Source organism: Ruegeria sp. HKCCD7221, assembly GCF_013031225.1.
In the GTDB taxonomy this organism is placed as follows: Bacteria; Pseudomonadota; Alphaproteobacteria; order Rhodobacterales; family Rhodobacteraceae; genus Ruegeria.
On record NZ_WPZE01000003.1, the window covers coordinates 322,482 to 348,710 of the forward strand.

A 26,229-nucleotide genomic window follows, 5' to 3' on the forward strand; every position below is an offset into this window, starting at 1 on the left:
CAGCGCACCTATCGCTGTGGACTCTGCCGGGGACTATTTCTTGCGAATGGTGCGGAAACCGGCCCGCGTCTTGGTTTCCGGCCAACGCTACCTTCTGGGTGACCAGTTCACATTGCCGGACATCCTGCTGTTTACCTGCCTGCGATTTGCCGACCGTATGGGCGTGCAGCGCCCGGCAGAGTTCGACACTTATTACAATATGCTGGCGGAACGGCCCGCGTTTCAGGTCGCAGAAAGGGCCAATTACCCATGACAGAAAAAGCAAATGGCAAGGGACCGCTCTCAGGTGTGAAAGTGGTCGATGTGTCCAGCGTGATCTCTGGCCCATGCGCAACAGGGATGCTGGCCGATCAGGGGGCGCAGGTGATTAAGGTTGAACCCCCAAGCGGCGATATCATGCGCGCCCGTGGTAAGGTTTCAGGCTTTACGCCCTCATTTGTGTCGTGCAATCGCGGCAAGCGGTCGGTCACTCTGGACCTCAAGAAACCCGAAGCGAAAGAGATCCTCTGGAAGCTGATCGAAGACGCGGATGTTTTCGTGCAAAATTTCCGCCCCGGTGTGGCCGACAGGTTGGGTTTCGGCGCGGACGAGGCGCTTGGGCGTAACCCGCGCTTGGTCTATCTGTCGATCAGCGGCGTCGGGGACAGCGGGCCTTATGTGGGTAAGCGAGTCTACGATCCGGTGGTGCAATCGCTGTCGGGACTGGCTGATATTCAACAGGACCCGTTGACCAAACGGCCCAAGATGATCCGCAGTGTTATCGCCGATAAGACAACGGCGCTTTATGCTGCGCAAGCGGTGACCGCCGCGCTGTTCAGCCGCTCTCAGACCGGGGAAGGTCAGCATGTTCAGGTCTCGATGCTGGATGCGATGCTGAACTATAACTGGATCGACGGAATGACGACGATCTCGGTCGTGGGTCAGGAAGAAGAACCCAGCAATACCCCTCATGACATGATCTTTCCCACAGCGGACGGGTTTGTCACGATCGGGGCGATTTCGAACAAGGAATGGATCGGCCTGTGCCAAGCCATCGAGCGGCCCGACCTGATTGATGACCCGCGGTTCGCCACCCCAAGCCAACGAGAGGTCAACCGTCAGGAGCGGCTTGAGTTACTTGAATACGCTGTGTCCGACCGAAAGACCGAGGCTCTGCTGACCATGCTTGAAAGTCACGATGTGCCCTGTGCCCCGGTTCTGCGGCGCCAGCAGGTTCTTGATGATCCTCAGGTCTTGCACAACGACGTCATTACAGTTCTTGATCAGCAGGGCCTTGGCCCAACGAGACAGGCGCAGTCGGCTGCCAAGTTCAGCGCCACGGCCACCGGTCCGTTGTCACAGGCCCCCGCGCTTGGGGAACATACTCTGGACGTTCTTGCTGAATTGGGGTTGAGCGAGCAGGACATCGTCGCCCTGCGGGACAGCCAGACGATTTCCTAAGTTCAGTAAAACCACAGAAAATCATCCACAAATGGCGCGCCCTATTCTGGGCGCGCCATTTTTCGTCAGGTCACGAATTGCTTTTGCCGGGACACGATCAACAGAATGGGCAGGGCGGACAGCGCGAAGCCAATCAACGTCAATGTCAGGTGCCCGACACCGGCTATGCCCCCGGTCGGTGACGCGATCAGGAAACCCGCTATCAGTAGTGTGACACGGGCCAACATCCCGGCGGTCCCACTGCCGAGCGATCCGACAAAAGCCAGGTACCCCTGAAGCGCGGCTGAGATAAACCAGATCCCGATCAGGGCGCAGATCAGGACGGTTACAACTTCGCCTGCCGATCCCTGCCCGATAAGCGCGGGATTGAGCACGAAGAAGAAGGGGACAAAGTAGATCACTCCGCCCAGTTTCATCGCTTCGATCCCGGTGCGGAACGCGTTTGCATGTGCCATCGTAGCAGCCGCAAAAGCACCCAGTGCCACAGGTGGGGTGATATAGCTGACCATGCCCCAGTAGAGAATGAACAGATGCACGGCGAGCTCGTTCAGCCCAGCCTGCACCAGCGCCGGGGCCAGCACTACGGCCAAAAAGATATAGCAGGCGGTCACTGTCATTCCCATGCCGAATACAAAGCTGGTCAGCGCCCCCATGATCAGCAGCATCGCAACCGAGCTGCCTGCCATGTGTACTAGTTCATTGGCCAAAGGACCGGTCAGGCCGGTGGCCTGAAACGCTCCGACGATCATGCCGATCCCCAGCAGCACCGCCACCAGTTCGGACAGGGTCCGGCCAACCGAGATGATGATGTCCAGAAACCCCTTCATCGACACTCGATCGTTCTTGCGCAGTTGATTGACCACCAGCAGCAGAACCACGGCAAAGAACGGCGCAGTGGTTTCCCAGCGGAACGCCACCATCAGAAAGATCAGCAGGGCGAAGACCGAAATATACAGCCAACCTTCTCGCATGGTTTGTCCAATGCGCGGGCGTTCGCTTTGATCCATCCCGCGCAGGCCGCGGCGGGCGGAATAGGCGTCGATCTGAACAAACAGGCTGAAGAAATACAAAAGCGACGGGATGGCCGCGGCCAGCATGATCTCGACGTAAGGAACACCCAGCCACGAGGCGATCACAAATGCGGTTGCCCCCATGATCGGTGGCATTACCACACCGCCGGTCGAGGCGCAGGCTTCCGTGGCGGCCGCAAAGCGGGGTTCAAACCCGGTTTTCTTCATGGCCGGGATAGATACTGCCCCGGTGGTCAGCACGTTCGAGATAACCGAGCCGGACATCGACCCCATGAAACCCGAGGCAAAGATCGACACTTTGGCCGCGCCGCCGCGATGGCCGCCGACAAGTGCCAGGGCGAGATTGTTGAAGAATTTCCCGCCACCGGTGAATTGCAAAACGGCGCCGAACAGGATGAAGCCAATGACAAGGTTGCCGAAGGCGCGCATCGGAATGCCAAAGGACGCTTCGGACGAGATCATGAAATAGGGGATGACGTCCCTAAAGGGCTGAGAGAACCCGTTCAGCGGGTCCGGCACGTGATCCGCGAAGGTCGGATAGAGCGAGAAGAACAACACAATACCAAAGATCACCAACCCACCGGTGCGACGCGTGCCTTCCAGCACCAGTGCATACATCAGGATCGAGGCCCAGACTGCCTGTTGTGGCGCGGCATATTCCCAGTCGGAGTCCAGGCTGATGCTTGCGGTCATCGCGAAATATCCCGACACGCCAAATGCAAGAGCGGCCAAAATCCAATCATACCATGGCACGCGGGCTGAAGGGGTTTTCCCAGCGCGGAAGATGATGAAGGTCAGGCTGAGAAACAGCCCGGCCAAAGTATACAGATACGTTCCTTCCAGAAGGGATGTGCCGCCCAGCCTAAGATTGAACAGCTTGTTCACCGCCAAACCGATTGCGGTCAGTGTGAAAACAATAATGAGCCATCGCGCCAGCCCGGAAAAGGTCTGCCGCTCGACGGCGCGTTCTGCATCAATTGCGGCGCTGCCGCGCGAGCTTTCGGAGGGCTGCGTCATGAGTCTCTGACATTCAGTTGAACTATTTGTTGGAGAACGTGCAGGCCCATTGGCCTGCACGTCGCGCAATTTTTTATGCAGTCAGCTTCAGAAGACGACCTCAAAGCCGCCAGCAGCCAGAGCTTCGCGGCGTTTGGCCTCCCAGGCCTCCTGCCAGTTTTCTGGCGCTTCGGCCTTCAGTTCTTCCCAGGCTTTCTGCAGAGCACTTTGACGCTCAATAAGTTTGTCGTTATGGGCTTGTGCTTCGTCGGACCACAACCCTGCTTCCTGGTAATAGCGAATGGCGCCTTCGTGATAAGGTGCAACCCACGTGAAGTTCTGCTTGTCGAGGGACCAACCGTCCACACTGGGGGCGTTGCCGGTGTATTCGTCATACAGCTCGTGCAGCGCCTTGGTCATGTTATAGGTCAGGTCGGTGTTCTGCTCGGAATATGTCATCAGAACTGGATAGGCATAGCCGGCGGTCTGAATACCGTCGGTGCCGTCGATATTACCGCCTACGGTCGCCGTGATGGGTGAAAAGAATGGTGCGATCGACTGCATCCGCGCAAGCCCTTCGGCATTCGCGGGGTCAATCGGAGGCCAGAACACGCCGCGCGGTGCCGAGGCCGCTTCGTAAACCCGGCCCGACGTGGTTGCGGCGAAAGCCGCGTCGACGGTGCCGTCGATCATGCCTGTCCAGGAATCGCCATAGCCGCCGAATTCCACGATTTCGACGTCATCCCAAGTCAATCCGCCATATGCCAGATACGCCTCGTTGTTGACGTTCAGGGCCGGTGCTCCCTTGATCCAGGCTACGCGCAGGCCTTTGAGGTCGGAATAGGTGAATCCTTCGCAGCCCGGCTTTCCAGCTTTTTCGCAGGCTTCTTCTGCGACAGCCAACGACAGGCCAAAGGTTCCACCGTTATTGGCCGCCAGAATGCGAACCGGCTGAGGCCCCCAGTTCTCGGCGCCGAACTGGAATACACCCTCTTGGGCCATAAAGGATCCGCCGACCCCATTGGCAGAGAACTGAACCTTCCCCTGACGCAGGGGTTCTGTGCGGGCAATGTCATTTTTGCCCGGCAGCACGCGGAGGTTCACACCCAGCTTTTCTTGCATTGCCGCGCCGATCGCGATGGACTGGTTGTACCCGGCAGAACCGGTGCCGTAAGCAGTCCACGCAATCTGATTGGGCAGCGTGATCTCCTCGGCCGTCGCAAATGATGCCGTAACCGCGCAAACCGTTGCGGCAAACATGTGTCGTGTAAGCATTTCTCTCCTCCGTTGATTTGCTTGCACAGCCTGTTTCCAAGGCTTTTTGGTGCCGAAATTTTCGGAAGCGGGCGCTTTGATGAAGTCGTGAGCGACAAGCCCCGCTTTCAGTGTAACCGATACGGAACTTGATCAAGACAACGAAACCGCTCCCATCATGCTTTGCCTTCCACGGCAGATAGCAAGCCGCGCAATGCTAGACGGTTTGGTCCTGTCGCATTGATCGATAGCTGCACCTCCCTTTGCAGGTATCGATAAAACATACGCTCACAGTCTTGCTTTACTCATTCGGCAAACGAGTCTGACGATCCACTGCCACAATTCTGTTGAGCCTTAGTAAAAAGGCTATCTGGAAGACTGCCATGCACAAACCTACAAAAACCAATTCTTATTATTCGTAGATGTATCACTGGACAGAGGCTGATCAGGTGAATTGCCCTTTCTGTTTGGCAAAACACTGATCCAAAAAGTCGTAAACTGCCCGAATGCTGGGGTTCTCCCGCAGTTCCGGATGGGCCGTTAACCAAATCTCCATCTCGATTGGGGGTTCCTTCTCTAGCACGCGCACCAGATCATGTTGGCGTTCGGCGTGAAAGCAGTAGACAGGCCCAATGCCCAAGCCGGCTTTGATCGCCCGCATCACCCCAAGCACATTGCGCAATCGCAGTGCGGTTGTTCCATTGCGCGTCACCTCATCCACATCCGAGGCAAACTTGCGCGACCCTTCAATCGCAATGGTTCTGTGACCTTTCAGGTCGTCCGCGCTTTTGGGTGCGCCGTTTTTTTCGACATATGTGACCGAGGCATAATAGCCGACCTTCAGGACTCCGACTTTCTTGGCAATCAACTCTTTCTGCGTCGGTCGCAAAAGACGGATGGCGACATCCGAATTCCGGTTGAGAAGATCGGTCAGGCGGTTGTCCGTGACCATCTCGACCGAGATTTCGGGGTAAGTTTCCATGAAGCCCGGCAATTGTTCGATGAGCCAGGCATTGGTAATCGCTTCGGTCGCCGAGACCCGCACTGTCCCACCCAAAAGATCGCGACTCTCCCAAGCGTCGCTTTCGATCTTTCGCGAGGCCAACTGCATTTGCTGCGCAATGGTCTGAAGTCGTATGCCCGCTTCGGTCACTTTGAAGTGACGCGGCCCGCGGACAAGCAATTGCACGCCCAGTTGCTCTTCCAGAGCTGCGATGCGCCTGCTGAGGGTCGGCTGGCTGATGCGCAGATGGATCGCCGCGCGTGTCAGGCTGCCGACTTTTACCGTTGCCAGAAAATCGCGGACCCCGTTCCAGTCCAACGGCTCATTCATGAGGTGTTCTCCCTGCGCATGCGCCGGCTAAATGCGTCCGCCGCGACCGCGTTTGATCATGGAACGGAAGCAATCCTCATAAACCTGCCCAGTTATTCATTTTTGATGACATTAGCGTATCGGTGGGGGAGGAACCTGTCAAAAAAGAATGACTGCCAAAGCCGCTGCACCAACTCTGACGTAGGGACGGACGTATTCATTTGTGAATGATAACTATGCTTTCGCCGCCGTACCTGCGTTGAACAGAATATGCGAAATCTGAGCCAGCTATCATATGCAATCAAAGCGGCTCGGGAGGAGCGACCCATGATCGAAAAGCGTGATTTTTATATTGACGGAACATGGGTGGCCCCACTGACCGCCAGAGATCACCACGTCATCAATCCAACAAACGAAGAGCCTTGCAGTCTGATCTCACTTGGCAGCGAGGCGGACGTGGATCGCGCTGTTGCTGCCGCTCGGGCAGCTTTTCCCGCGTGGATGGAAACACCTCTGGAAGACAGGGTCGCTCTTCTGGAGAAATTGATCGAAATCTACAATCGACGCGCTGCCGAGATGGCCGAGGTGATCACCCTTGAAATGGGGGCTCCGATTGATTTTTCCACGAACTTGCATGTAGCCATGGGCACTTTGCACTTGAGCACCTTTGCCAAGGTTGCTCGCGAGTTCGTGTTCGAAGAACCGTTGGGCGATCACGCGCCGGACAGTTGGATCATCCGCGAGCCTGTTGGGGTTTGCGCGTTGATTACGCCTTGGAACTGGCCGATGAATCAGGTCTCGCTCAAGGTTGGGGCGGCGATTGTGACCGGCAACACGATGATCCTGAAGCCGTCCGAAGAAAGCCCAGTCAGCGCCATGCTATTGGCCGAGATGATCCACGAGGCAGGCTTCCCGCCCGGCGTGTTCAACCTTGTCAATGGTGACGGCCCCAGTGTGGGGACTGCGCTGGCGACGCATCCCGACGTGGATGCGATCAGCCTGACGGGATCAGGACGGGCGGGCAAAGCGGTGTCCGTCAATGCGGCCGAGACCCTGAAGCGTGTGCATCTGGAATTGGGTGGCAAGGGGGCCAACTTGGTTTTTGCCGATGCTGATGATGCGGCCGTGGAACGCGGTGTGCGTTACATGATGATCAACTCGGGGCAGTCCTGCATCGCACCCAGTCGGATGATCGTCGAAGAAAGCGCTTATGATGCGGCGGTTGAAACAGCCGGGAAGGTTTGTGAGACCATAAAGGTCGGTCCGGCGAATGAACCCGGGTCTCATATCGGTCCCGTGGTCAACAAGGCGCAATTCGACAAGATTCAGGACCTGATCCAGTCTGGCATTGATGAGGGCGCGCGGCTTGTTGCCGGTGGCCCGGGGCGTCCTGAAGGCATGAACCGGGGGTTCTTCGTGCGTCCGACCGTGTTTGCCGATGTCACTCCTGACATGCGGATCGCGCGGGAAGAGATCTTTGGACCGGTGCTTGCGATGATGAAGTTCTCGGACGAAGCAGACGCGGTGCAGATGGCCAATGATACCGAGTTCGGTTTGGCAAATTACGTCCAGACCTCGGATGCTGAAAAGCTGAAACGCGTCTCGCGCCGCCTGCGCTCTGGAATGGTCGAGGCCAACGGCGTACGCCGTGGGGCAGGGGCCCCATTTGGCGGAATGAAGCAATCGGGCAATGGCCGCGAAGGCGGAACATTCGGCATGGAGGACTTTCTCGAGGTGAAAGTCGTATCGGGCTGGTCCTGACCCAATTGTGCAGTCGAGGTGTGGATTTCGGTCCACCCCTCGGCTGTGGATTTATTATTGAGACCCACCAACGACGCGACAGTAGTTTCTGAGGGTTTTCTACAGGTGGTTAGTCGTTTTGCGCGCTTTGGTCCAATTCGCGCAGCAATAGAATTGTAAACTCTCCATTTTGCTCAAAATGCAGAGTTTCTACGCCATAGCCTTCGCCCCCGATCTCGGCCACGGTATTCTGAACCAATTGGGCTGCAGTTTGAATGTCCTCAGATACTAGAAAGTGATTTGACCAAAACAAGACCGGGCACCCGTTAGGTGTATCCATCATCGCCATTACATGCGATCGAAACTGCGGGCTTGCAACCGAAGCCTCAAACCTATCCCTGGGCATTTTTAGCCATTTTCTATGGCCCGCCTGAGGCAGGTAATACCCATAAAACCTTTCCGGGTCGTCTTCGATAAAGTAAGGCATCTCGAACCAAGTTATCGGCAGAGTGCTGGATGCACAGCCATCAATATTCGCAATGAAGTGGCTTGTCTGTTTCCAGCGGCTGTTTGCTGTGCTCACGAAGATCATACTAGCAATCAAAGTCATAATCAGAGACAGGGCAATCAATACTGTAGAAAGCGGCCGAAAATCGACGGCCTCAGGAAAACCCTCCGTCAGTCGGAACAGGTATTCGACGACGTATGCGATACCGATCCAAAACACGGGTGCCAACACGATGAACAAGCGGAAAGACAACATGGGCACAAAAAAAAGAGTAACCATGAGTCCTAGCCCAATTGTTAGAACAATTGTCGATAGAACAAAAAACATATCGCCCGTGGAATTGGGCCCGAGGGTTGCGTGTGCTATTGCTGTCTTTGGTCGCCGCAACAGTAATAGACCGGAAACGCAAAATACCCACAGCATTGCTGCGGCAGCAGGCGCAGATAGCAACATGCGTACCCCCCTCGATATCTGCCGCACAATAAAATCAAAGGTCGTTTTGAAGCCGGTATTGTCTATTTCAACTACTATCTGAGGCAAATGCCACGACAATAGTAGCAAAGTAAGCAACAACACGGACAAGCCCGAGGCCGCGACAATTATCCTGTGAGGCCACGTCGTGCACCTCAACAACAGTAGTCCAAATATCGCCCCGGATACCAAAATGGAATAATAGTGGATGGTGCTCGCAGCACCGCAGGCCGCCACCAACGCGACCATCCAGCGAACGGGTAGTTGACCAGCACTTAGGCATTCTCGGCACCGCAGCGCGGACATCATAACGAAACTAGTAATTACAAATAGAGCGGAATAGGATCGGGCGTCCTGAGAATAAGCGAACCAAACCCCAGATGTTACAGCGACGGCCGTACCGACAAGCTTAGCTATTGGTCTGACCGATGGACCGGGCGCTAAGTAAATTACCGCCAGTGCCATGCATCCGAGAACAGCGGAGTATCCCCGCGCTATCAATTCAAATTGACCTGGGAATGTCTTCAGTACCCACCACAATGTCAGGTAATATCCGGGTGGGTGCACATCCTGTGCTGCCCTTTCAAAAAATGCCCGCAAGCTGGGGAGCTCAGGATCAGAAAAATACGCTGAAAAAAGCTCGTCAACCCAAAGCGATTTTTCGGCCAACCCCACAAATACCCAAAATATTGAAACCGCGATAACGGATACACAAGCAACACTTAAAAATTTCATCAAATCATTCGCTTTAAACAAATATCATCTGACCGTAGCATGTTCCAATATTTAACATACTGTTGCGAGATATAATCTTGGATTTAAAAGAACATCAGGCCTTGGGCGATCGTGCCGATGATCATTGGTACTATACAGCCAAAGCGAACGTTATCACACAGCATTTTGGCAACCGACCTCACGAGGTACTTGATGTCGGCGCTGGGCTGGGTTGGTTCAGCAAGTGGCTGTTAAGCAACAATTATGCGGATAGCGCAATTTGCGTCGACCCCGGATACGACGATGAAACTGAAGACCGGCTGCCGAACGGCACATCCATTCAGTTTGTTCGAAGCCTCGACCACTCGAGCGCAGATCTTGTCCTGATGATGGACGTTCTGGAACACGTCGACGACGACGTCGCTCTGCTGAGTGAATATTGGCAGAAAGCCCGTCCTGGCACAGTATTCATCATAACCGTACCCGCTTTCGAATTCTTGTGGAGCGCTCATGATGAATTTTTGGAGCATCGGCGCAGATACACGATCCAGAGCTTAACGAAGACTATTCGCGCCGTAAAAGCTGAACCCGAAGCAATACATTATTATTATGGAGCAATCTTTCCGGCGGCTGCGCTGGTGCGCTTGGCGACCCGTGGGCGCGAGGCGAACAGATCGGATATGAAACCTCTTCCTGACGCCTTGAACGGTATCTTGAAGAGTGTCTGCAAAATAGAGCGTTTCGTAATGAAAGCAAACCGCCTCGCGGGCCTGACTGTGGTTGCGAAACTCGTCAAACCTGTCACCTGAGGGTCTATGCTATGCACGGAACATTGATCTTGGGTAATCTGTGAAACAAATGTCTGAGCCAGCTCTTACCTTGCCATCGCAGACCGATCAGGACGTATCGATCAGTGGGAAAACTGTTTCGCTTGTCGTTCCATTCTTCAACGAGGCGGATGCCCTGCCGCTGTTTTTCGACGCGATCGGACCCGTTGCCCAGCAGGTTAAGGATGTGCTTAGGCCGGGTGCTCAGCTCGAAGTCGTATTCGTTGACGACGGCAGTACGGATGGTTCGGTTGATTACATAAAGTCTGTAGCAAATTCGCCATTTAGCATTTGCATTGTTAAATTGTCCCGCAACTTCAAAAAAGACAGCGCCTTGGCTGCTGGGCTTCGGCATGCGAGCGGCGACGCTGTCATTCCGATGGATGTGGATTTGCAGGATCCGCCGGACTTGATCCCCAAGATGCTTGAAGCGTGGCAATCCGGGGCAAAAATGGTCAACGCAAAACGCGTTTCTCGTAAAGGGGACAGTGTCGGGAAGAGAACACTGAGCAACGCATTTTACTGGGCTACAAACCGCATTTCCGACTATCCTATCGAACCCAACGTTGGGGATTTCCGATTGCTCGACCGCGAGGTTGTGGAACGTCTGAACGAACTGACCGAACGCGTACGCTTTATGAAAGGGCTATTCGCGTGGGTCGGTTTCGACCCTGTTACGATCGAGTATGAACGCCCAACCCGATCGGCGGGGGACACTAATTGGAATTTTTGGAAGCTCTGGAACTTTGCCTTGGATGGTATCACCGGTTCGACAACCTTGCCGATCAGAGCGTGGACCTATTTGGGGACAATGACGGCGATTTTTGCCGTATTCTACGCCGTATTCATCATTGCTAAAACAGTCTTCTGGGGCGTTGACGCTCCAGGTTATGCATCGTTGATGGTAGTTGTTTTGCTGTTAGGGGCCTGTAATTTGATCGCGTTGGGGCTGATCGGGGAATATATCGGCCGCATAAACGTAGAGACCAAGCAGCGTCCCAGTTATGTTATTGATACGATAATAGAGTTGCCGAAGGGCGAGACGACGGAAGATCACGAGAATGATATGCCCGTTCGGCAAGGCGATACCGAACAGTAGTACAAGTGGCTGAATAGGCACCCCGCTTACTAGGCCAGCTTTCAAAGGGTCATTCAGAGACCTAGTTGTTGCGACCATTGCAAACGGTAAACAGTATGATCCTTTGGCAATCCTTTCAGGGTTACTGATTTGGCGTCTACAAATTTGAACTCGTGGTGTCCGCTGACCATGGCTCGTGTTTCGTCTGAAACAAGGATTTCGCCAGCATTGGCCGACGACGTAATACGAGCTGCCTTGTTAACCACAGTGCCGAAAAAGTCGCCGCGCGCCAACACGACTTCGCCGGTGTGAATGCCAACCCGCAAACCCAGACGCGGTTCCATATCGGTCAGGTTAACGGCCTCCTGCATGTCGATTGCTGCGAGAAGCGCCTCGTTTGCGGATTGAAAGCTGGATAGCGTTCCATCCCCCAGCGACTTTACGAACTGCCCGCGATGTGCCGCAACGATCCCCTCAACAGTCTGAAAATGTTGGTCTATCAAGGCGGACCAGCTTTGGTTGCCCATGGCTTCGGCAAGGGGCGTACTGCCTTCTACATCGGTAAAGAGCACCGAGGCCAAACCTTCAGTCTGAAGCAATTCCGGGCCGTCATTTAGCGCGGCATTTACAAGGCTTTGGATCGCCAACTGCTCGCTGCCTACGAATTCCACATTTGGAAACGGAAGCGACGCGTGCCGATTTATGATCTTCCAGGACGCCCCTTCCAACACGAACACAAGTACAGTGCGGACGATGAATGAATCCCCAAGACCGGGAAAGCCGACTTTGTGGAGGAAGGCTGACCAGCCCGTTTCTCCATTCTCGAAGGCTTCGGCTTCCAGCACTTCCCAAACATCTGGCTCGGGCATTTCGCCGATGAAGTCACCGACACCATCGCGGACGACTTGCCCCCTCCAGAATTCATCTTCGCCGGTTCCGATGAACCGCAACTCAGCCGAGTCTGAAAGGTAATCTTTCAAAACGTGCGTTCTGCGGTATCTGATTGCATCAAACCAGCGCTCTGTTACGGCAAGCAATTCGGGGGAAGTCTTGATCACGATGAAACTCCCTACTTTGGCGAAGCGTGCAGAAAAGTGGTTCCCTTATCTGCATTCCACCCTATCAGAGATTTGGCTCAAATGTGCTGCCGAGGTGCGGGCAGGGTATCAAGCAAGAATTCAGTCAATACTCTGGTTCCGTCGTTGAAAATGAAAGCAGATCAGCGTGAGGGAACCCAAGCTTAGTCTGATCCGCACTAGCGGGGCAAGTTTTCAAGCTCGTTCCAATTGGTGAAGCGATCATTCAATCAGCCCCATGCCAACGTCTGATCTGGGAAATAGAAGTTAAAGTGAGAGGCTGCCGCCCCCGGCACCTTACTACGCCAGGCCCTCTCGACTCCACCGAGCCTTTATTTGGCAAGGGTTGTGCATGTTTTCGGCGTCCTGATGAAACCGCTCATGACAGCTTGGGCACACAGCAAATGTGGTGAACAGTTTCAGTCCCGTTGAGATGTCAGAGCAATATTCCTCACCGCAAATCTCAAGGACCTCTCCGCGTGACATGAGCTCATTTGTGGTGATACCACAGTGCTGGCACTGCGCCTCTTCTAAGGCAGATTTGACTTCTTCGACTGAGGCGATTTGTTGATAGTTGCATTCAGTATCGGTCACTCTCTTGCTCCGCGTGATCGTTTACAACTTAACCCTGTGCAATGGGCCTGCTCCGGCCTCGACCAGTAACTGTTTTGGGATATGCAGGCTAGCGCAACTATTGCGTGTAGACAAGTCAACGGAAGCTTCAGTCTGTGATGGTGGACATGAGGGCCGTTCAACTCGGCAAAACCGTTTCCTGCCGCAAACTATCCACTCGCTGATCTGGCGTGGGGTTGTCGCTATGGGAGGCCAATTGGGCTTAAACTTCTGTTGACAAAATCTGCTTGGATATTAATTTTAGCAGCTAAAATAAAATGGATGAGGTCAAAAAATGTATCTCGGATTGGACTTGGGAACATCCGGTCTCAGAGGGATCCTTGTCGACGACACAGGGTCCGTCGCAGGCAGTGCCGAATCCAATATCACAACGTCTTCGCCAAAGCCGGGATGGTCTGAACAGTCGCCTTTGGATTGGGTGGAGGCGTGTAAGGACGTTGCCGGTCAGCTTCGAACTGCGCACGGAACTGCGTTCTCCGCGCTACGCGGCATTGGTCTGAGCGGGCACATGCACGGTGCGACCCTTTTGGATGCCGAAGACAACGTACTGCGGCCTTGCATTCTGTGGAACGACACGCGGGCCTCGAAAGAAGCACAGAGGCTTGATCAACTGCCGGGCATGCGTTCAAGTTCTGGCAACATCGTTTTTCCGGGGTTTACAGCCCCCAAGTTGGAATGGGTCCGCGCAAATGAGCCTGACCTGTTTGCCAAGATTGCCAAGGTACTGCTGCCGAAAGACTATTTGCGACTTTGGCTGACTGGGGATTACGTCAGCGACATGTCTGACAGCGCGGGAACGTCATGGCTGGACGTTGGGGCGCGGCGATGGTCGGAAATCGCTCTGGAACAAGGTCATATGAGCATCAAACAAATGCCGCGACTGGTTGAAGGCAGTGAACCGGGCGGTGAGTTGCGACCCGAACTACAGCGAGAGTGGGGAGTGTCTGAGCCGGTCGTGGTAGCGGGCGGAGCAGGGGACAACGCCGCTGCTGCCTGCGGGATAGGCAGTATCAGCGATGGGGCTGGCTTCTTGTCGCTTGGAACTTCAGGTGTGCTGCTGGTGTCCAGGGACGAGTACGCGCCAGCGCCGGAAACGGCGGTACATTGTTTTTGTCATTCTGTTCCGGACAGGTGGATTCAGATGGGTGTTATCCTTTCTGCGACTAACAGCTTGAACTGGCTTTCCCGTAACCTTGGCCAGCCCGTTGGGGACTTGGTCGCCTCGCTGCCGGACGATCTGGATGGCCCATCAGAGATCACGTTTCTGCCCTATCTTTCAGGTGAGCGGACGCCGCATAATGACAGTGCGATCCGAGGGGCATTCCTGGGTGTCGATATTTCCTCAGGCACTGCGGACTTGACGCGGGCCGTCATGGAAGGCGTCGCCTTTGCAATGCGGGATTGTCTGGAGGCCCTCAAGAAAACCGGAACCAAACCAACGACTCTTATGGCTGTTGGCGGCGGTGCGCGCTCCCTTTATTGGTTGAAGAAACTGGCCACCGTACTCAATACGCCTCTTACCTTGCCGCAGGGCAGTGAATTTGGAGCCGCTATCGGTGCCGCTCGTCTGGCAATATGCGCCGTCAATGACGCAGATCCGGACACGGTGATGATGGCACCCAAAATCGACAGGGTCATCGAACCTCGTGAAGATTTGGTCGATGCGTTCGAAAGTGAATACCAGCGGTACCGGCAATACTATTCAGCCTTGGCACCTTTCGTAAAAAGATGAGCGTAAGGCGGGACATACCTCCTCGGATCGAAACGGCCGTTCTGAGTGATGGTGACATGCGGGTGTCGTTGCTCAGCTACGGGGCGATAACGCAGGGGTGGTGGTACAAGGGCTTGCCAATGATCCTTGGATACGAAAGTCCGCAGGACTACGTCACCGACAAAAGCTATATGGGTGCAATCGTCGGTCGTGTCGCCAATCGGATCGGAAACGCGCGTTTTGACATGGAAAATGTTCGTTATGAACTGGAGTCAAACGAGGGTCGGAATTCCTTGCATAGTGGGTGGGCTGGCCTCTCGCATCAGAATTGGGCCCTTGAGAAAATAGCGGCAAACGAGGCTGTGTTGCGCCACACATCCCCAGAGGGTGCCAGTGGTTTCCCGGGAGAAGTTAGATTTGAAGTACGCGTAAAGCTGGAGAACCCGCGCCTGATCTATTCGATTTCAGCGCAGCCTGATCGACCGACCCCCATAAGTATAGCGCAGCACAATTACTATTGCCTGGGTAGCACGACGGGCATTTCCGGGCATAGTCTGCGGCTGGCCTCACACCGCGTTCTCGAACTAGACAATCAAGGGATTCCCTCGGGCATATTGAACGACGCGAGGAAAGGCGGGATGGATTTCTCCGAACCCAAGGCGATCAGCGCTACTTTGACGGATTTGGACAACTACTTCGTTTTCGACCCCGCACGAGAGAACGGGCTTCCGGTCGCTGACCTTACCGCGCCTAACGGTTTGCAACTATCTGTTTGGTCTGATCAGGCGGGGGCGCAGGTTTACTCGGGGGCTCACCTTTCGGAACCTTTCCACAAAAACGCTGGCGTGTGCATCGAGCCGTCGGGTTATCCCAACGCGGTTAACATCCCTGAATTTCCGTCGATCATATACTCTCCTGAAGCGCCATACGCGCAGACATTGATAATTGAGATTTCCGAGGGTGAGACATGAGGTTCGTTGCACCGATTGTTGCTTTCGGCGTGGTGGTCGTGTCCATTATGCCCGCAGCGGCTCAGGACCTCGGGCCAAAACCAGAGTTTGTTGAGCCTGATCTGGGTAAGGTCGAACTTGGGCGGCTGCTTTTCTACGATCCGATCTTGTCGGGGAACAAGAACATAAGCTGCGCAACGTGTCATCACCCCAAACTCGGCACGTCCGATGGGCTTTCGCTGGGGATCGGTGAGGGTGGCGCGGGTTTGGGGGAGAAGCGGAAACTCGATGCGGAAAACCCGCCAGAGCAACGAATCCCGCGCAATTCGCCGGGTCTTTGGAATCTTGGCGCGACCGAGTTCACAACCTTCTTTCACGATGGCCGCCTTGAAACCGATCCGACACGCGAGAACGGTATCAGGACGCCACTGGGCACGCATATGCGGTCAGGTTTCAATTCCGCTCTGGCCGCTCAGGCAATGTTTCCGGTGCTGTCCCCTGATGAGATGGCAGGCCATTACTCCGAGAATGACGTCAGCCAGGCCGTGCGCCTTGGGTTGCTAACGCAGGAAGGCGGGGCGTGGGACCTGATTGCTGCTCGCGTCGCGGCCATCCCGGAATACGAACAGCGATTTTCCTTGGTCGCACCGGGGGATGCGATCACCTTTTCTGCTATTGCGAATGTAATTGCCGATTTCATTGCCTTTGAATGGCGCGCCGACAACAGCCCGTTTGACCTTGCGATGCGGGGGGAAGCCGACTTGCCGGAAGAGGCAGCGCGCGGAATGCAACTGTTCTATGGAAAGGCAGGGTGCAGCACCTGTCATTCGGGCTGGTTTCAAACGGACCACAAGTTTCACTCTATCGCGATGCCGCAGATAGGGCCCGGCAAAGCAGCAAGGTTTGAAAGCCATGTCCGGGATGATGGGCGCCTGCGCGTGACTGGCGACGCAGAGGATTCATTTGCGTTTCGCACGCCTTCGTTGCGCAATGTAACGCTGACGGCCCCCTACGGGCATAGCGGTGCCTATGCGCGGCTTGAAGACGTCGTGCGTCATCATCTCGACCCGGAAGGCTCATTGCACACGTATACCTTGGAACTGGCGGTGTTGCCTGACTTTCCGGGTGCAAAGGATCATCAGGCGTTTTCCGACCCCGAGATTATGGATGCGATTGCCAAAAGCAGCGACCTGCCGAAGATAAGTCTGACGGATCAAGAGATCAGCGCCCTTCTGAGCTTTTTGGGTAGTCTGGAAGACCCCACAGAACGTCTTGGTGTTCCGGAAAAGGTTCCAAGTGGGTTGCATGTCGACCAATGATCATCGTTCAATTCGAATGATCTGATTGGGGTGGTATTCCTGCCAATCCCCCGCTTCGCCATCGGGCCAAATGACCCGAACTTCGATCGTCTTCGCATCCGTCAGCCCAAAATGATGTAGCCCCACGATGCCGCTGGCGTGCCCTCCGCCGATGGTGATTTCCCGGGTCTGCATACCCGCCGCAGTCCTCATCTCGATAAAGCCGCCGACGGCAAAACGGTTTGGCTGATCCTGCGCTATGTCCATCATCACCCAATTCCCAGTGCGAGGGTGGTTTTGATAGACCTCAAGTTCCGAGCCCCTATTGACCACCACCAGATCAAGCCAGCCGTCATTGTTGAAGTCAGCCAATGCCGCACCGCGCGACTTGGCCATAGAAGCAATGCCAGCCTTGGCCGAAGCTTCGTGGAATTGACCATTCTGCTGTTGCAACAGCAGGTTGTTGGGGTCATTCAGCGCCGCGTCCGGCATCTGCTCGACATTTCCTTTGGTGACGAAGATATCGTCCAGACCGTCGTTGTTGACGTCGCCAAACTGCGCATGCCATCCGGTCGATGGGCGACCGTCGCCTCCAGTATGTGGCCTGTGGGCGGTTGTGCCTTTGTCGTAGGTGGCGTCACGCCAAGTCGGGCCGCCAGTTTTGGGGTCGAAGATCTGCAATTTCTGATCGCCCATCGAAGTCAGATAAACTTCGGGAAAGCCATCGCCTGTCAGATCTCGCGAAGCGATGCCCATTCCCCAGATCGAATATGGCAACCATCCGTCTTTTTGCGAATAGGTGCGTGGGGTGGCCTCCATAGCCCATAACTGCTCTTGCCCACCGCGCACATAGTAATGGCGATCGTTACTGACCCGCAAATCCGCTTGTCCGGAGCGGGACCAGTCCGAAAACAGGACCGACAGCGCGCAAAAACCCGGCTCGAGATATTCCGGCGGCTGATAGCTGCGGCCGTTAGGGCGGTATAGGACCGTGGGTCCGCAGGCCTCAAACGGGCCATCGGGATTCCGGCGATCAACATAGGTGCCAAAGGCCAGTGTTGGCAGGGTCTGATCAACTTCCCAGGTGGCAGAGAACCCGGTTGTCCAATGGTCCTCTGATTGGAAACCAAGGGTGTCGAAAGGGCGGAAATTGCAATCAGATTCGCCCTTCAAAAGCAGATCAGGGCCAACGCGTAAAACGGCCAGATCCAAAACACCATCATTGTCGACGTCCACTGGGTAAGCCCCGGTTACGCTGGTCAGTGACAATTGCTTGGGCGTATCAGCACGAAATGAAACGCTGTCGAGCGATGTGTTCCTGAACAGTTGGGCAGGATTGGTCCCACCCGCGGCGAAAAGCTCGGGCAGCCCGTCCCCGTCGCAATCGAAAACGGCGACCCCACCGCCCACAAAGTGCTCCCATCCGCCATCATAGGTATGGGCGCCTATGTCAATCTTCTGGAATTGCGGAGCTTGGGCTTCAGCCGTGGACGCAGATGCAAAAGCGAACAGGATACAAAGCTCAGGACGCATGTGTCGCCAGTTCCTTCACCTTCAAGATCGAGACCTGCTCAATCCCGTAAGCCGCAGCACCCTTGGCCCACATCAGGTCGCCCCAGTGATGGACTTTGATTTCCGGCAAGGGAGTATCGACATTCACTACGCCACTTCGAATTCGGGTCATCACCTCGTCGGAATACAGGTGTTCCAAGTCCATCTGAGCGCCTGACAATATAATGCGTTCCGGGTCAAACAGGTTAATCAGGTTGGATATCCCCAGACCAAACATCTGTCCCGCGCGGGCCAGAACGGACTTGGCCCTTTGGTCTCCGGAACGCGCGTTTTTGTGGATTTCCGTTACGGTTTCCGTTCCAGTGCTTTGATCGGCAACGGTTGCTTCCCGGATGAGCGCATAGTCACCGACATACGCCTCAAGGCAGCCCCGCTGGCCGCATTGGCAAAGCGCGCCGTCCAGTTGAACTTTTGTATGGCCAAACTCTGCTCCGCAGCCACGTTCCCCGCGATACAGCTTGCCGTCCAGCACAATACCAAGCCCAACGCCGTGTTCGATCGTGACGACAAGAAAGTTCTTTAACCCCTTACCTAATCCAAAAAGTTGTTCCGCCTTTGCCACCAGATTGGCGTCGTTTTCAATGAAGGCGGGGCAGGGCAATTCAGTTTCCAGAAATTGACTGAAATCGACGTTTCTTTCGGTCAGGGAAGAGGACCAGTGGACAAAGCTCCTTTCTGCATCCACCAGACCGGCAATCCCAATTGACACGCCGGACAGGGTGTCGATGGTTTCGTTAATCTGAGCGCAAGCCTGATCCATGGCTTTGCGAATGGTCGCCACAAAAGCGGTTGGTGTCATTCGGGCGTCGTCCAGCGGATGTTTGTATGACGTAACCTCATTGCCTTCGAAATCCACAAGAATGACCGAGATCATGTGGCGCGCCACCTTAAGGCCCGCAACAAGGTATGAGCCGCCATCCAACTGAAGCAGGACTCTGGGCCGCCCCCTTTTGGCAGACTTGGATTGTTGTTCGGTTTCGATCTCTTTGATCAGCCCTGCAGAAATGAGGTCGGCCGTGGCGGCGGTAACCGTCGCCGGGCTGGTCTGCAATGCGCTGGCGATATCTATCCGTGAAATCGAGCCTCTGGTCCGGATATGTTCCAGCACCCGCAGGCGGGTAATGTTCCGCTGGTCTGCGGCATTTTGAGAAGCTTTGCTTTTCAGCATCTTGGCCTCGCGAATCTGGTCTTGTCCCCAATCTATTTGGATTTCACCGCTTCTAATAGACTAAATATTTTACCGACTGAAATAAATATGGTAATAAAATTCGTGAGAGCCGCGAATCGAAATGCGATGGCTCCGCAAATGGGAGGAAATCATGAAACGAATTCTCAGCTTTTCGGCTGTGGCCACTTTGTTGGCTTCGACCGCATTCGCAGAGCCAGTGGTCGGCGTAAGCTGGTCGAACTTTCAAGAAGAGCGTTGGAAAACGGATGAAGCAGCCATCAAGTCTGCGCTTGAAGCAGGAGGCGCCGAGTATATTTCGGCAGACGCGCAATCGTCTTCCGCAAAGCAGCTTTCGGACATTGAAAGCCTGATCGCCCAAGGTGTAGACGCGCTTATCATTTTGGCGCAGGACGCGCAGGCAATCGGGCCGGCTGTTCAGGCTGCGGCAGACGAAGGCATTCCGGTCATCGCTTACGATCGCCTGATCGAAGACGACCGTGCGTTTTATCTGACCTTTGACAATGTAGAAGTCGGCAGAATGCAGGCCCGCGCTGTTTTTGAGGCAATGCCCAAGGGCAACTACGTGATGATCAAAGGCTCTCCTACGGATCCGAACGCTGACTTCCTGCGGGGCGGACAGCAAGAGATTATCGGCGCGGCAGTCGACAGCGGTGACATCGTAATCGTTGGAGAAGCCTACACCGACGGCTGGCTGCCCGCGAATGCGCAGCGGAACATGGAACAAATCCTGACTGCAAATGAGAACAACGTGGATGCAGTGGTTGCGTCGAATGACGGCACCGCAGGCGGCGTTGTCGCTGCTTTGACAGCGCAGGGTATGGAAGGCATTCCGGTCTCTGGTCAGGATGGTGATCACGCGGCGCTGAACCGTGTCGCGCTGGGTACTCAGACTGTTTCCGTATGGAAAGACGCCCGTGAGCTCGGCAAGGCCGCTGGCGAAATCGCCGTGGCTTTGACGGGCGGTACAAGCCCCGCTGACGTCGAAGGTGCGATTAGTTGGACATCACCGGGTGGCACCGAGATGAGTTCGGTCTTCCTTGCGCCTGTTCCGATTACCAAGGACAATCTTTCCGTTGTTGTGGATGCCGGATGGATCCCGTTGGAAGATTTGTGCCAGGGCGTTGAAAACGGACCGGCCCCTTGTAACTAAGCTTCAAAGTCCCTGGCCCTTTCGGGGCCAGGGACCATTGCTGAATATGAAAGATCGGAAATGACCGAAACTTCGTCTCAGCCGGTACCTGAAAAAGCGAAACCCAGCCTGTTCCAGCAGTTGGAACTGGACATGCGGCTTTTGGGAATGATCGGCGCGTTTGTCATCCTGTGCATCGGGTTCAACATCTTTACGGATGGCCGGTTCCTAACGCCTCGGAACCTGTTCAACCTGTCCATCCAGACGGTTTCGGTTGCCATTATGGCGTGTGGGATGGTGTTCATAATCGTCACGCGGCACATAGATTTGTCGGTCGGAGCATTGCTGGCGACAACGTCGGCAGTGATGGCAATGACGCAAACCGAACTGTTGCCGCAGGTACTTGGGATGGGTTTGAACAATCCTGCAACCTGGGCGATCACCATTGTCGTCGGGCTGTTAGTGGGCACGCTGATTGGTGCGTTTCATGGCTGGATGGTCGGTTATCTGACGATACCAGCATTCATTGTCACGCTTGGTGGCTTCCTGGTTTGGAGAAACGTGGCGTGGTATCTGACCAGCGGCCAAACGATTGGTCCGCTGGACAGTACATTCCTGATGTTCGGCGGAACCAACGGAACGCTCGGTACCACAACAAGCTGGCTATTTGGTTTGTTCGCTACGGCGGTCGCCATTTGGGCTTTGTGGAGCGGTCGACGTGCAAAAGCGTCACATGGCTTCCCCGTCAAACCTGTTTGGGCCGAGGCCACTCTGGCCGTGATCATCGCACTCGCCATACTTGGGTACGTCTACATCGTAAACAGCTACGCCATTCCGACACGTCGGCTGCAACGTATGTTCGAAGCACGCGGCGAAACTATGCCGGAGGGGCTGGTCGTCGGGTACGGCATACCAATTTCTGTCCTCATCCTGATCATCGTCGCGGTAACCCTGACAATCGTAGCGCGGAAAACCCGTTTTGGACGTTATATCTTTGCCACCGGTGGAAACCCGGATGCGGCAGAGCTTTCCGGCATCAATACGCGACTGCTGACCGTTAAGATTTTTGCGCTGATGGGCTTTTTGTGCGCCGTTTCTGCTGTGGTCGCCTCGGCGCGCCTTGCAAACCACTCGAACGATATCGGAACGCTGGACGAACTACGGGTCATCGCGGCCGCTGTTATTGGTGGGACCGCGTTGTCTGGTGGCATCGGCACCATTTATGGTGCGATCCTTGGCGCATTGATCATGCAGGCGCTGCAATCGGGCATGGCAATGGTTGGCGTTGACGCGCCGTTCCAGAACATTGTCGTCGGCAGCGTTCTGGTGTTGGCCGTCTATATTGACATCATCTACCGCAAGCGATTGGGGACCAAGTGATGCAAGCTCAGGATACGCATGAAACCTCTGTGAAGTCTGGACGCGGCTCTGGCGAAGCGCCATTGGTCGAGATGCGCGATATTTCGATCTCCTTCGGTGGAATCAAAGCCGTCGACCATGTGTCGGTCGATCTTTATCCGGGTGAAGTCGTGGGGCTGCTGGGGCATAACGGGGCCGGTAAGTCCACGCTGATCAAGGTCCTGTCGGGCGCTTATCAAATGGATCACGGCGAGATTTTGATTGATGGCAAGCCGGTCGAGATCGCTAACCCTCGCGATGCGCGCGCAAATAACATCGAGACCATCTATCAGACGCTCGCCTTGGCCGACAATCTGGACGCGACATCGAACCTGTTCCTAGGGCGCGAGATGACGACGCCTTTTGGTTTGGTCAACGACGCAGCCATGGAGGCCGAATGCCGCAAGATCATGGCACAACTCAACCCGAATTTTCAGAAGTTCAATGATCCTGTCTCTGCGTTGTCGGGTGGTCAAAGACAATCTGTGGCGATCGCGCGAGCCGTCAATTTCAACGCGCGCATTCTGATCATGGATGAGCCGACAGCAGCGCTTGGGCCGCATGAAACTCAGATGGTGGCTGATCTGATCCACCAGCTAAAGGCGCAGGGCATCGGCATATTCTTGATCGACCACGACGTGCATGCCGTTATGGAGCTGTGTGACCGCGCCTCGGTCATGAAGAACGGCAAACTGGTTGGGACGGTCGATATTGCGGACGTCACGGATGACGACCTTTTGTCAATGATCATTCTGGGCAAGCAGCCAGCACAAAAAGCAGAATAGGGGGCAGACATGCCAAGTGGATTTTTTGATGGGATTGAGCAGATCCAGTTTGAAGGCGCAGACAGCAAGAACCCATTGGCGTTCCGGCACTACAACCCGGACGAAATTATCATGGGCAAGCGGATGGAAGACCATCTGCGGTTTGCTGTGGCGTGGTGGCACTCATTCGCATGGGAGGGGGGCGACCCCTTTGGCGGGCCTACATTCGAACGCCCGTGGTATCCACAAGATGACATGGGTCGCGCGCGCCTAAAGGCGGACATTGCTTTTGAACTGTTTGATCTTCTGGGCCAGCCATTCTTTTGCTGGCACGATGCTGATATTCGGCCAGAGCAGGGCAATTTTGCCGATAATCTGAGAACCCTTGAGGAAATCACCGATTACATTGGCGAAAAAATGCAGGCGTCTGGCACCAAGCTGCTTTGGGGTACGGCCAATATGTTCAGCCACCGCCGTTGGATGGCTGGTGCCAGCACAAACCCTGATCCTGAAGTGTTTGCATTTGCCGCAGCAACGGTGAAATCGTGCATGGATGCGACCCACAAGCTGGGCGGTGAAAACTATGTTCTTTGGGGTGGCCGGGAAGGCTATGAAACCCTTTTGAACACGGATTTGAAGGCCGAGTTGGACCATATGGGCCGGTTTTTGAACATGGTCGTTGAGTACAAGCACAAGATTGGGTTCAAGGGCACTATTCTCGTGGAGCCCAAACCGCAGGAGCCGTCCAAACACCAGTACGACTACGACGCGGCGACGTGTATCGGATTTCTCAGGAAGTACGGTTTGGAGGGCGAGGTCAAATTGAACCTCGAGCAGGGGCATGCGATCCTGGCCGGGCACAGTTTCGAGCATGAAATTGCGGTCGCTGCTGCCGAAGGGATGCTTGGTTCGATCGACATGAATCGAAACGATTACCAGTCCGGGTGGGACACGGACCAGTTCCCGAATAACACGCCAGAGGTTGCCTTGGCTTATTATTACATTCTGAAGGCCGGTGGTTTTACGACCGGGGGCACAAACTTTGACGCAAAGGTACGGCGCCAATCCATTGACGCAGAAGATCTTGTCGCAGCCCATGTTGGTGGAATGGACATCTGTGCCCGAGGCTTGAAAGCTGCGGCGGCCATGATTGATGACGGCGGTTTGGAGGACGCGTTGTCAGAACGGTATTCCGGTTGGAGTACACCAGAAGCGGCGTCCATGTTGGACAGCAGTCTGGAAGAAATTTCCGCTCGTGTTCTGCGGGAGAATACCAACCCTGAACCGCGATCCGGGCGTCAGGAAATTCTGGAAAATTATGTGAACAGGTTTGTGTAGCCAAGAAAAACAGCAACCGGGGCAACGTCAAAAGAACATGGATCAGAACGGCCTAAGTCGTTCGTTGCTTTCGTTCATGAATAAGCGGTTCCCATCAGAACATTCCGGCCGGGAAGGACCAATTTCCGGCCTCGTGCGCTTAGTTTGATGATGCGAGTGGCTTGCGTAACTTGCTGCTCAACTCTTAACGCCCGATAAGTCCCAAGAGACTTTCCCGCTAGCCAGAGAAACTGTGGCCGTTTCAGGTGCATTTCGAGATTGAGCACGAGGTCGACTGATACAGGCTCCAAATTTCACGACTGTGCATTCAGGTTCATCAGATTTTCATGCTGCCGATTTGCCGAGCCAAAAGCTTCAATTCGTTAGCGTAAGCTAGACGAACCACACCGACCCGGTCACGGGTTTTGATCGACCCGCGTTTGGCTGAATGATGGCGCATATCTGCCTCTGCAATGCGACGCATCTTGAGCTGGCATTGCATGAGGTCATTGCGCACTTCGTTCAAAATCTGCTGCCGATCAGCCTCGGTCATGGCGTCAACTCCTTTTGGAGGGCAAATCATAGATGGGGTGTATGACTTGCCCCTCAGGTAGGGGTAGACACCTGAATTGAATTGTGAATTTAAGTCATTTTATTGGAGTTCTGGCGATTAGCTGACTGAAAAAGTTAAACCCGCGCCACCAACTTGCTAGCGGGGGCACAGTTGGCGACACGGGTCGCCACAGGTGCCGGTGGGTTGGGGTGGAGCTGTCGGTCAAGCCTAATGCAGCGCGAAATCGATGCGTGCCCAAGGCGGACCTTAGTCAGGCTGTTGGAAATGCCGGGGCAGCGAAGGATCACAGACCTACTTACTTAACCCTGCGTCGAAAACGGTCACCATTTCGTTTCTAAGGCGATCCACGTCTTCGTCCACTGAAACGGAGTGATCGCAGGTGAATGACGGCAGTACCTCGACCCGGATCGTCCCGCTTTTGGGCAAGTGTTTGTCGCGCGGCATAAGCGCGTCGGATGCATGAATTACAATGGGCCGTATCGTGCGACCGGTGGCGCGCGCGACTATGACAGCTCCGGCTTTGAACGTGCCGAGGCTTTCGGAACTGGTGCGCGTGCCCTCTGGGAACAACACGACAGAGCGGCGTTCAGGCATAGCTCGGACGGCCTCGGTAAGCGTCTCAAGCGCCACCGCGCCACTTTTCCGGTCAATCTCTACCAGCCCTGCGCCCTTGAATCCACGGCTTAGCAGAACCGCATCGCACAGCTCCTTTTTGGCGGCGAAGGTGATCCACTTGGCGTCGGGCATGACGTCCATCAAAGCGAACCCATCCAGATGGCTGCGGTGGTTGATCACGATGATGCTGTTGGTGTCGGCGGCCAGTGCGGCCCTATCCGCTTGTGTCATCTCTGTTCGGATACTCAGCAGCCACAGAAGCCGCGAACAGGCACGTTTGACCAGCGGCCAGTACCAGCCGCGAAAACCTTGTCGTTTACCGCAAAGCAAGGGCACAAAGGCGATGTACAGGAAATAGAATGGACCCAGCAGGAACAACGCGGCGCGTTTTATGACCCGCAGGCGAGCCGGGTCAATGGCCGCTAGTGCAGACCTTTCCTTTTGAGGCTGGAGTGACATAGGTTCCCGTCCGGTGTGATGACTGCCGGGAGAGGTTCAAGAGGTTTCTACGTCTGGCATTTGCTGCCTGCCCTCTGGGCGCACGGCCCGACAAGCACCCTGCACCCCGCCTCTATGCGGCAATGGCCAGGGTACATCAACAGAAAGTCTGACTTTGACGATTGCAATGGCTG

21 protein-coding genes are annotated in these 26,229 nt (G+C 55.1%); 12 read left to right on the plus strand and 9 right to left on the minus strand.

The window, feature by feature from the left end; translation table 11 throughout:
- The first annotated feature begins 46 nt into the window (after nucleotides 1–46).
- Both GOX73_RS20745 and GOX73_RS10660 read left to right on the plus strand, forming a co-directional pair.
- The gene (locus tag GOX73_RS20745; RefSeq protein WP_254429165.1) at nucleotides 47–253 is read left to right on the plus strand and encodes a glutathione binding-like protein; all 207 of its coding nucleotides are present in this window, start codon (nucleotides 47–49) and stop codon (nucleotides 251–253) included.
- A complete protein-coding gene (locus GOX73_RS10660; RefSeq protein ID WP_171126061.1) occupies nucleotides 250–1,440 on the plus strand; it encodes a CaiB/BaiF CoA-transferase family protein in 1,191 nt (396 codons plus the stop codon). Before GOX73_RS20745 ends, GOX73_RS10660 begins: the two co-directional genes overlap by 4 nt.
- 65 nt (nucleotides 1,441–1,505) lie before the next feature.
- On the opposite strand, the gene GOX73_RS10665 is transcribed toward GOX73_RS10660, so the two are convergent.
- From GOX73_RS10665 to GOX73_RS10675, 3 genes are all read right to left on the minus strand, one after another.
- Nucleotides 1,506–3,488: a TRAP transporter fused permease subunit gene (locus GOX73_RS10665; RefSeq protein WP_171134886.1), complete on the minus strand. Its 1,983-nt coding sequence runs from the start codon at nucleotides 3,486–3,488 to the stop codon at nucleotides 1,506–1,508.
- Between the two features lie 87 nt (nucleotides 3,489–3,575).
- The gene (locus tag GOX73_RS10670) at nucleotides 3,576–4,742 is read right to left on the minus strand and encodes a TAXI family TRAP transporter solute-binding subunit (protein ID WP_254429166.1); all 1,167 of its coding nucleotides are present in this window, start codon (nucleotides 4,740–4,742) and stop codon (nucleotides 3,576–3,578) included.
- Between the two features lie 424 nt (nucleotides 4,743–5,166).
- Nucleotides 5,167–6,054, minus strand: coding sequence for a LysR family transcriptional regulator (locus GOX73_RS10675; protein WP_171126057.1), 888 nt, complete (start codon nucleotides 6,052–6,054; stop codon nucleotides 5,167–5,169).
- A 306-nt stretch (nucleotides 6,055–6,360) separates the two neighbouring features.
- On the opposite strand from GOX73_RS10675, the gene GOX73_RS10680 reads away from it, so the two are divergent.
- The gene (locus tag GOX73_RS10680) at nucleotides 6,361–7,794 is read left to right on the plus strand and encodes an aldehyde dehydrogenase family protein (RefSeq protein ID WP_171126055.1); all 1,434 of its coding nucleotides are present in this window, start codon (nucleotides 6,361–6,363) and stop codon (nucleotides 7,792–7,794) included.
- Nucleotides 7,795–7,903: 109 nt separating this feature from the next.
- Here the strand turns inward: GOX73_RS10680 and GOX73_RS10685 are convergent, their stop codons facing one another.
- The gene (locus GOX73_RS10685; protein WP_171134887.1) at nucleotides 7,904–9,487 is read right to left on the minus strand and encodes a hypothetical protein; all 1,584 of its coding nucleotides are present in this window, start codon (nucleotides 9,485–9,487) and stop codon (nucleotides 7,904–7,906) included.
- Nucleotides 9,488–9,564: 77 nt separating this feature from the next.
- Here GOX73_RS10685 and GOX73_RS10690 point away from each other — a divergent pair, with 77 nt between their 5' ends.
- A complete protein-coding gene (locus tag GOX73_RS10690; RefSeq protein ID WP_171126051.1) occupies nucleotides 9,565–10,275 on the plus strand; it encodes a methyltransferase domain-containing protein in 711 nt (236 codons plus the stop codon).
- A gap of 49 nt (nucleotides 10,276–10,324) precedes the next feature.
- Nucleotides 10,325–11,392 carry a glycosyltransferase family 2 protein gene (locus GOX73_RS10695; RefSeq protein WP_171126049.1) on the plus strand — a complete coding sequence of 356 codons (1,068 nt, stop codon included), beginning with the start codon at nucleotides 10,325–10,327 and terminating at the stop codon, nucleotides 11,390–11,392.
- Between the two features lie 53 nt (nucleotides 11,393–11,445).
- Here the strand turns inward: GOX73_RS10695 and GOX73_RS10700 are convergent, their stop codons facing one another.
- On the minus strand, nucleotides 11,446–12,429 hold the full coding sequence (locus GOX73_RS10700) for an adenylate/guanylate cyclase domain-containing protein (RefSeq protein ID WP_171126047.1): 984 nt from the start codon (nucleotides 12,427–12,429) through the stop codon (nucleotides 11,446–11,448).
- A gap of 925 nt (nucleotides 12,430–13,354) precedes the next feature.
- Here GOX73_RS10700 and xylB point away from each other — a divergent pair.
- From xylB to GOX73_RS10715, 3 genes are read left to right on the plus strand one after another with little or no spacing between them, the layout of a single operon-like run.
- The gene (xylB, locus tag GOX73_RS10705; RefSeq protein WP_171134888.1) at nucleotides 13,355–14,812 is read left to right on the plus strand and encodes a xylulokinase; all 1,458 of its coding nucleotides are present in this window, start codon (nucleotides 13,355–13,357) and stop codon (nucleotides 14,810–14,812) included.
- A complete protein-coding gene (locus GOX73_RS10710) occupies nucleotides 14,809–15,762 on the plus strand; it encodes an aldose epimerase family protein (RefSeq protein WP_171126043.1) in 954 nt (317 codons plus the stop codon). Before xylB ends, GOX73_RS10710 begins: the two co-directional genes overlap by 4 nt.
- Complete coding sequence (locus GOX73_RS10715) at nucleotides 15,759–17,060, plus strand: cytochrome-c peroxidase (protein WP_171126041.1); 1,302 nt, start codon at nucleotides 15,759–15,761, stop codon at nucleotides 17,058–17,060. Before GOX73_RS10710 ends, GOX73_RS10715 begins: the two co-directional genes overlap by 4 nt.
- Here GOX73_RS10715 and GOX73_RS10720 read toward each other — a convergent pair whose 3' ends face one another.
- Together GOX73_RS10720 and GOX73_RS10725 are read right to left on the minus strand one after the other, a co-directional pair.
- Nucleotides 17,061–18,572 carry a CRTAC1 family protein gene (locus tag GOX73_RS10720; RefSeq protein ID WP_171126039.1) on the minus strand — a complete coding sequence of 504 codons (1,512 nt, stop codon included), beginning with the start codon at nucleotides 18,570–18,572 and terminating at the stop codon, nucleotides 17,061–17,063.
- A complete protein-coding gene (locus tag GOX73_RS10725; protein ID WP_171126037.1) occupies nucleotides 18,562–19,779 on the minus strand; it encodes an ROK family transcriptional regulator in 1,218 nt (405 codons plus the stop codon). Before GOX73_RS10725 ends, GOX73_RS10720 begins: the two co-directional genes overlap by 11 nt.
- 151 nt (nucleotides 19,780–19,930) lie before the next feature.
- On the opposite strand from GOX73_RS10725, the gene xylF reads away from it, so the two are divergent.
- The 4 genes from xylF to xylA are packed head-to-tail and all read left to right on the plus strand — an operon-like array spanning nucleotide 19,931 to nucleotide 24,429.
- Entirely contained in the window at nucleotides 19,931–20,950 is a 1,020-nt protein-coding gene (gene xylF, locus GOX73_RS10730; RefSeq protein WP_171123347.1) for a D-xylose ABC transporter substrate-binding protein, read from the plus strand.
- A gap of 60 nt (nucleotides 20,951–21,010) precedes the next feature.
- Nucleotides 21,011–22,309, plus strand: coding sequence for a sugar ABC transporter permease (locus tag GOX73_RS10735; protein WP_171126035.1), 1,299 nt, complete (start codon nucleotides 21,011–21,013; stop codon nucleotides 22,307–22,309).
- On the plus strand, nucleotides 22,309–23,112 hold the full coding sequence (locus GOX73_RS10740) for an ATP-binding cassette domain-containing protein (RefSeq protein ID WP_171134889.1): 804 nt from the start codon (nucleotides 22,309–22,311) through the stop codon (nucleotides 23,110–23,112). Before GOX73_RS10735 ends, GOX73_RS10740 begins: the two co-directional genes overlap by 1 nt.
- Before the next feature lie 9 nt (nucleotides 23,113–23,121).
- The gene (gene xylA / locus GOX73_RS10745) at nucleotides 23,122–24,429 is read left to right on the plus strand and encodes a xylose isomerase (RefSeq protein ID WP_171126030.1); all 1,308 of its coding nucleotides are present in this window, start codon (nucleotides 23,122–23,124) and stop codon (nucleotides 24,427–24,429) included.
- Nucleotides 24,430–24,745: 316 nt separating this feature from the next.
- On the opposite strand, the gene GOX73_RS10750 is transcribed toward xylA, so the two are convergent.
- Together GOX73_RS10750 and GOX73_RS10755 are read right to left on the minus strand one after the other, a co-directional pair.
- Nucleotides 24,746–24,961 carry a hypothetical protein gene (locus tag GOX73_RS10750; protein ID WP_171123340.1) on the minus strand — a complete coding sequence of 72 codons (216 nt, stop codon included), beginning with the start codon at nucleotides 24,959–24,961 and terminating at the stop codon, nucleotides 24,746–24,748.
- 312 nt (nucleotides 24,962–25,273) lie between these two features.
- Complete coding sequence (locus GOX73_RS10755) at nucleotides 25,274–26,056, minus strand: lysophospholipid acyltransferase family protein (RefSeq protein WP_171126027.1); 783 nt, start codon at nucleotides 26,054–26,056, stop codon at nucleotides 25,274–25,276.
- Between the last annotated feature and the right edge of the window lie 173 nt (nucleotides 26,057–26,229).

What these genes read in the sequence shown, in the direction of transcription:
- GOX73_RS20745 (WP_254429165.1), top strand. Translation starts at nt 47, where the DNA reads ATGGTGCGGAAACCGGCCCGCGTCTTGGTTTCCGGCCAACGCTACCTT.
- GOX73_RS10720 (WP_171126039.1), bottom strand. Translation starts at nt 18,572, where the DNA reads ATGCGTCCTGAGCTTTGTATCCTGTTCGCTTTTGCATCTGCGTCCACG.
- xylF (WP_171123347.1), top strand. Translation starts at nt 19,931, where the DNA reads ATGAAACGAATTCTCAGCTTTTCGGCTGTGGCCACTTTGTTGGCTTCG.
- GOX73_RS10755 (WP_171126027.1), bottom strand. Translation starts at nt 26,056, where the DNA reads ATGTCACTCCAGCCTCAAAAGGAAAGGTCTGCACTAGCGGCCATTGAC.
- GOX73_RS10665 (WP_171134886.1), bottom strand. Translation starts at nt 3,488, where the DNA reads ATGACGCAGCCCTCCGAAAGCTCGCGCGGCAGCGCCGCAATTGATGCA.
- GOX73_RS10710 (WP_171126043.1), top strand. Translation starts at nt 14,809, where the DNA reads ATGAGCGTAAGGCGGGACATACCTCCTCGGATCGAAACGGCCGTTCTG.
- xylA (WP_171126030.1), top strand. Translation starts at nt 23,122, where the DNA reads ATGCCAAGTGGATTTTTTGATGGGATTGAGCAGATCCAGTTTGAAGGC.
- GOX73_RS10715 (WP_171126041.1), top strand. Translation starts at nt 15,759, where the DNA reads ATGAGGTTCGTTGCACCGATTGTTGCTTTCGGCGTGGTGGTCGTGTCC.
- GOX73_RS10660 (WP_171126061.1), top strand. Translation starts at nt 250, where the DNA reads ATGACAGAAAAAGCAAATGGCAAGGGACCGCTCTCAGGTGTGAAAGTG.
- GOX73_RS10680 (WP_171126055.1), top strand. Translation starts at nt 6,361, where the DNA reads ATGATCGAAAAGCGTGATTTTTATATTGACGGAACATGGGTGGCCCCA.
- xylB (WP_171134888.1), top strand. Translation starts at nt 13,355, where the DNA reads ATGTATCTCGGATTGGACTTGGGAACATCCGGTCTCAGAGGGATCCTT.
- GOX73_RS10750 (WP_171123340.1), bottom strand. Translation starts at nt 24,961, where the DNA reads ATGACCGAGGCTGATCGGCAGCAGATTTTGAACGAAGTGCGCAATGAC.
- GOX73_RS10740 (WP_171134889.1), top strand. Translation starts at nt 22,309, where the DNA reads ATGCAAGCTCAGGATACGCATGAAACCTCTGTGAAGTCTGGACGCGGC.
- GOX73_RS10735 (WP_171126035.1), top strand. Translation starts at nt 21,011, where the DNA reads ATGACCGAAACTTCGTCTCAGCCGGTACCTGAAAAAGCGAAACCCAGC.
- GOX73_RS10725 (WP_171126037.1), bottom strand. Translation starts at nt 19,779, where the DNA reads ATGCTGAAAAGCAAAGCTTCTCAAAATGCCGCAGACCAGCGGAACATT.
- GOX73_RS10670 (WP_254429166.1), bottom strand. Translation starts at nt 4,742, where the DNA reads ATGCTTACACGACACATGTTTGCCGCAACGGTTTGCGCGGTTACGGCA.
- GOX73_RS10695 (WP_171126049.1), top strand. Translation starts at nt 10,325, where the DNA reads ATGTCTGAGCCAGCTCTTACCTTGCCATCGCAGACCGATCAGGACGTA.
- GOX73_RS10675 (WP_171126057.1), bottom strand. Translation starts at nt 6,054, where the DNA reads ATGAATGAGCCGTTGGACTGGAACGGGGTCCGCGATTTTCTGGCAACG.
- GOX73_RS10685 (WP_171134887.1), bottom strand. Translation starts at nt 9,487, where the DNA reads ATGAAATTTTTAAGTGTTGCTTGTGTATCCGTTATCGCGGTTTCAATA.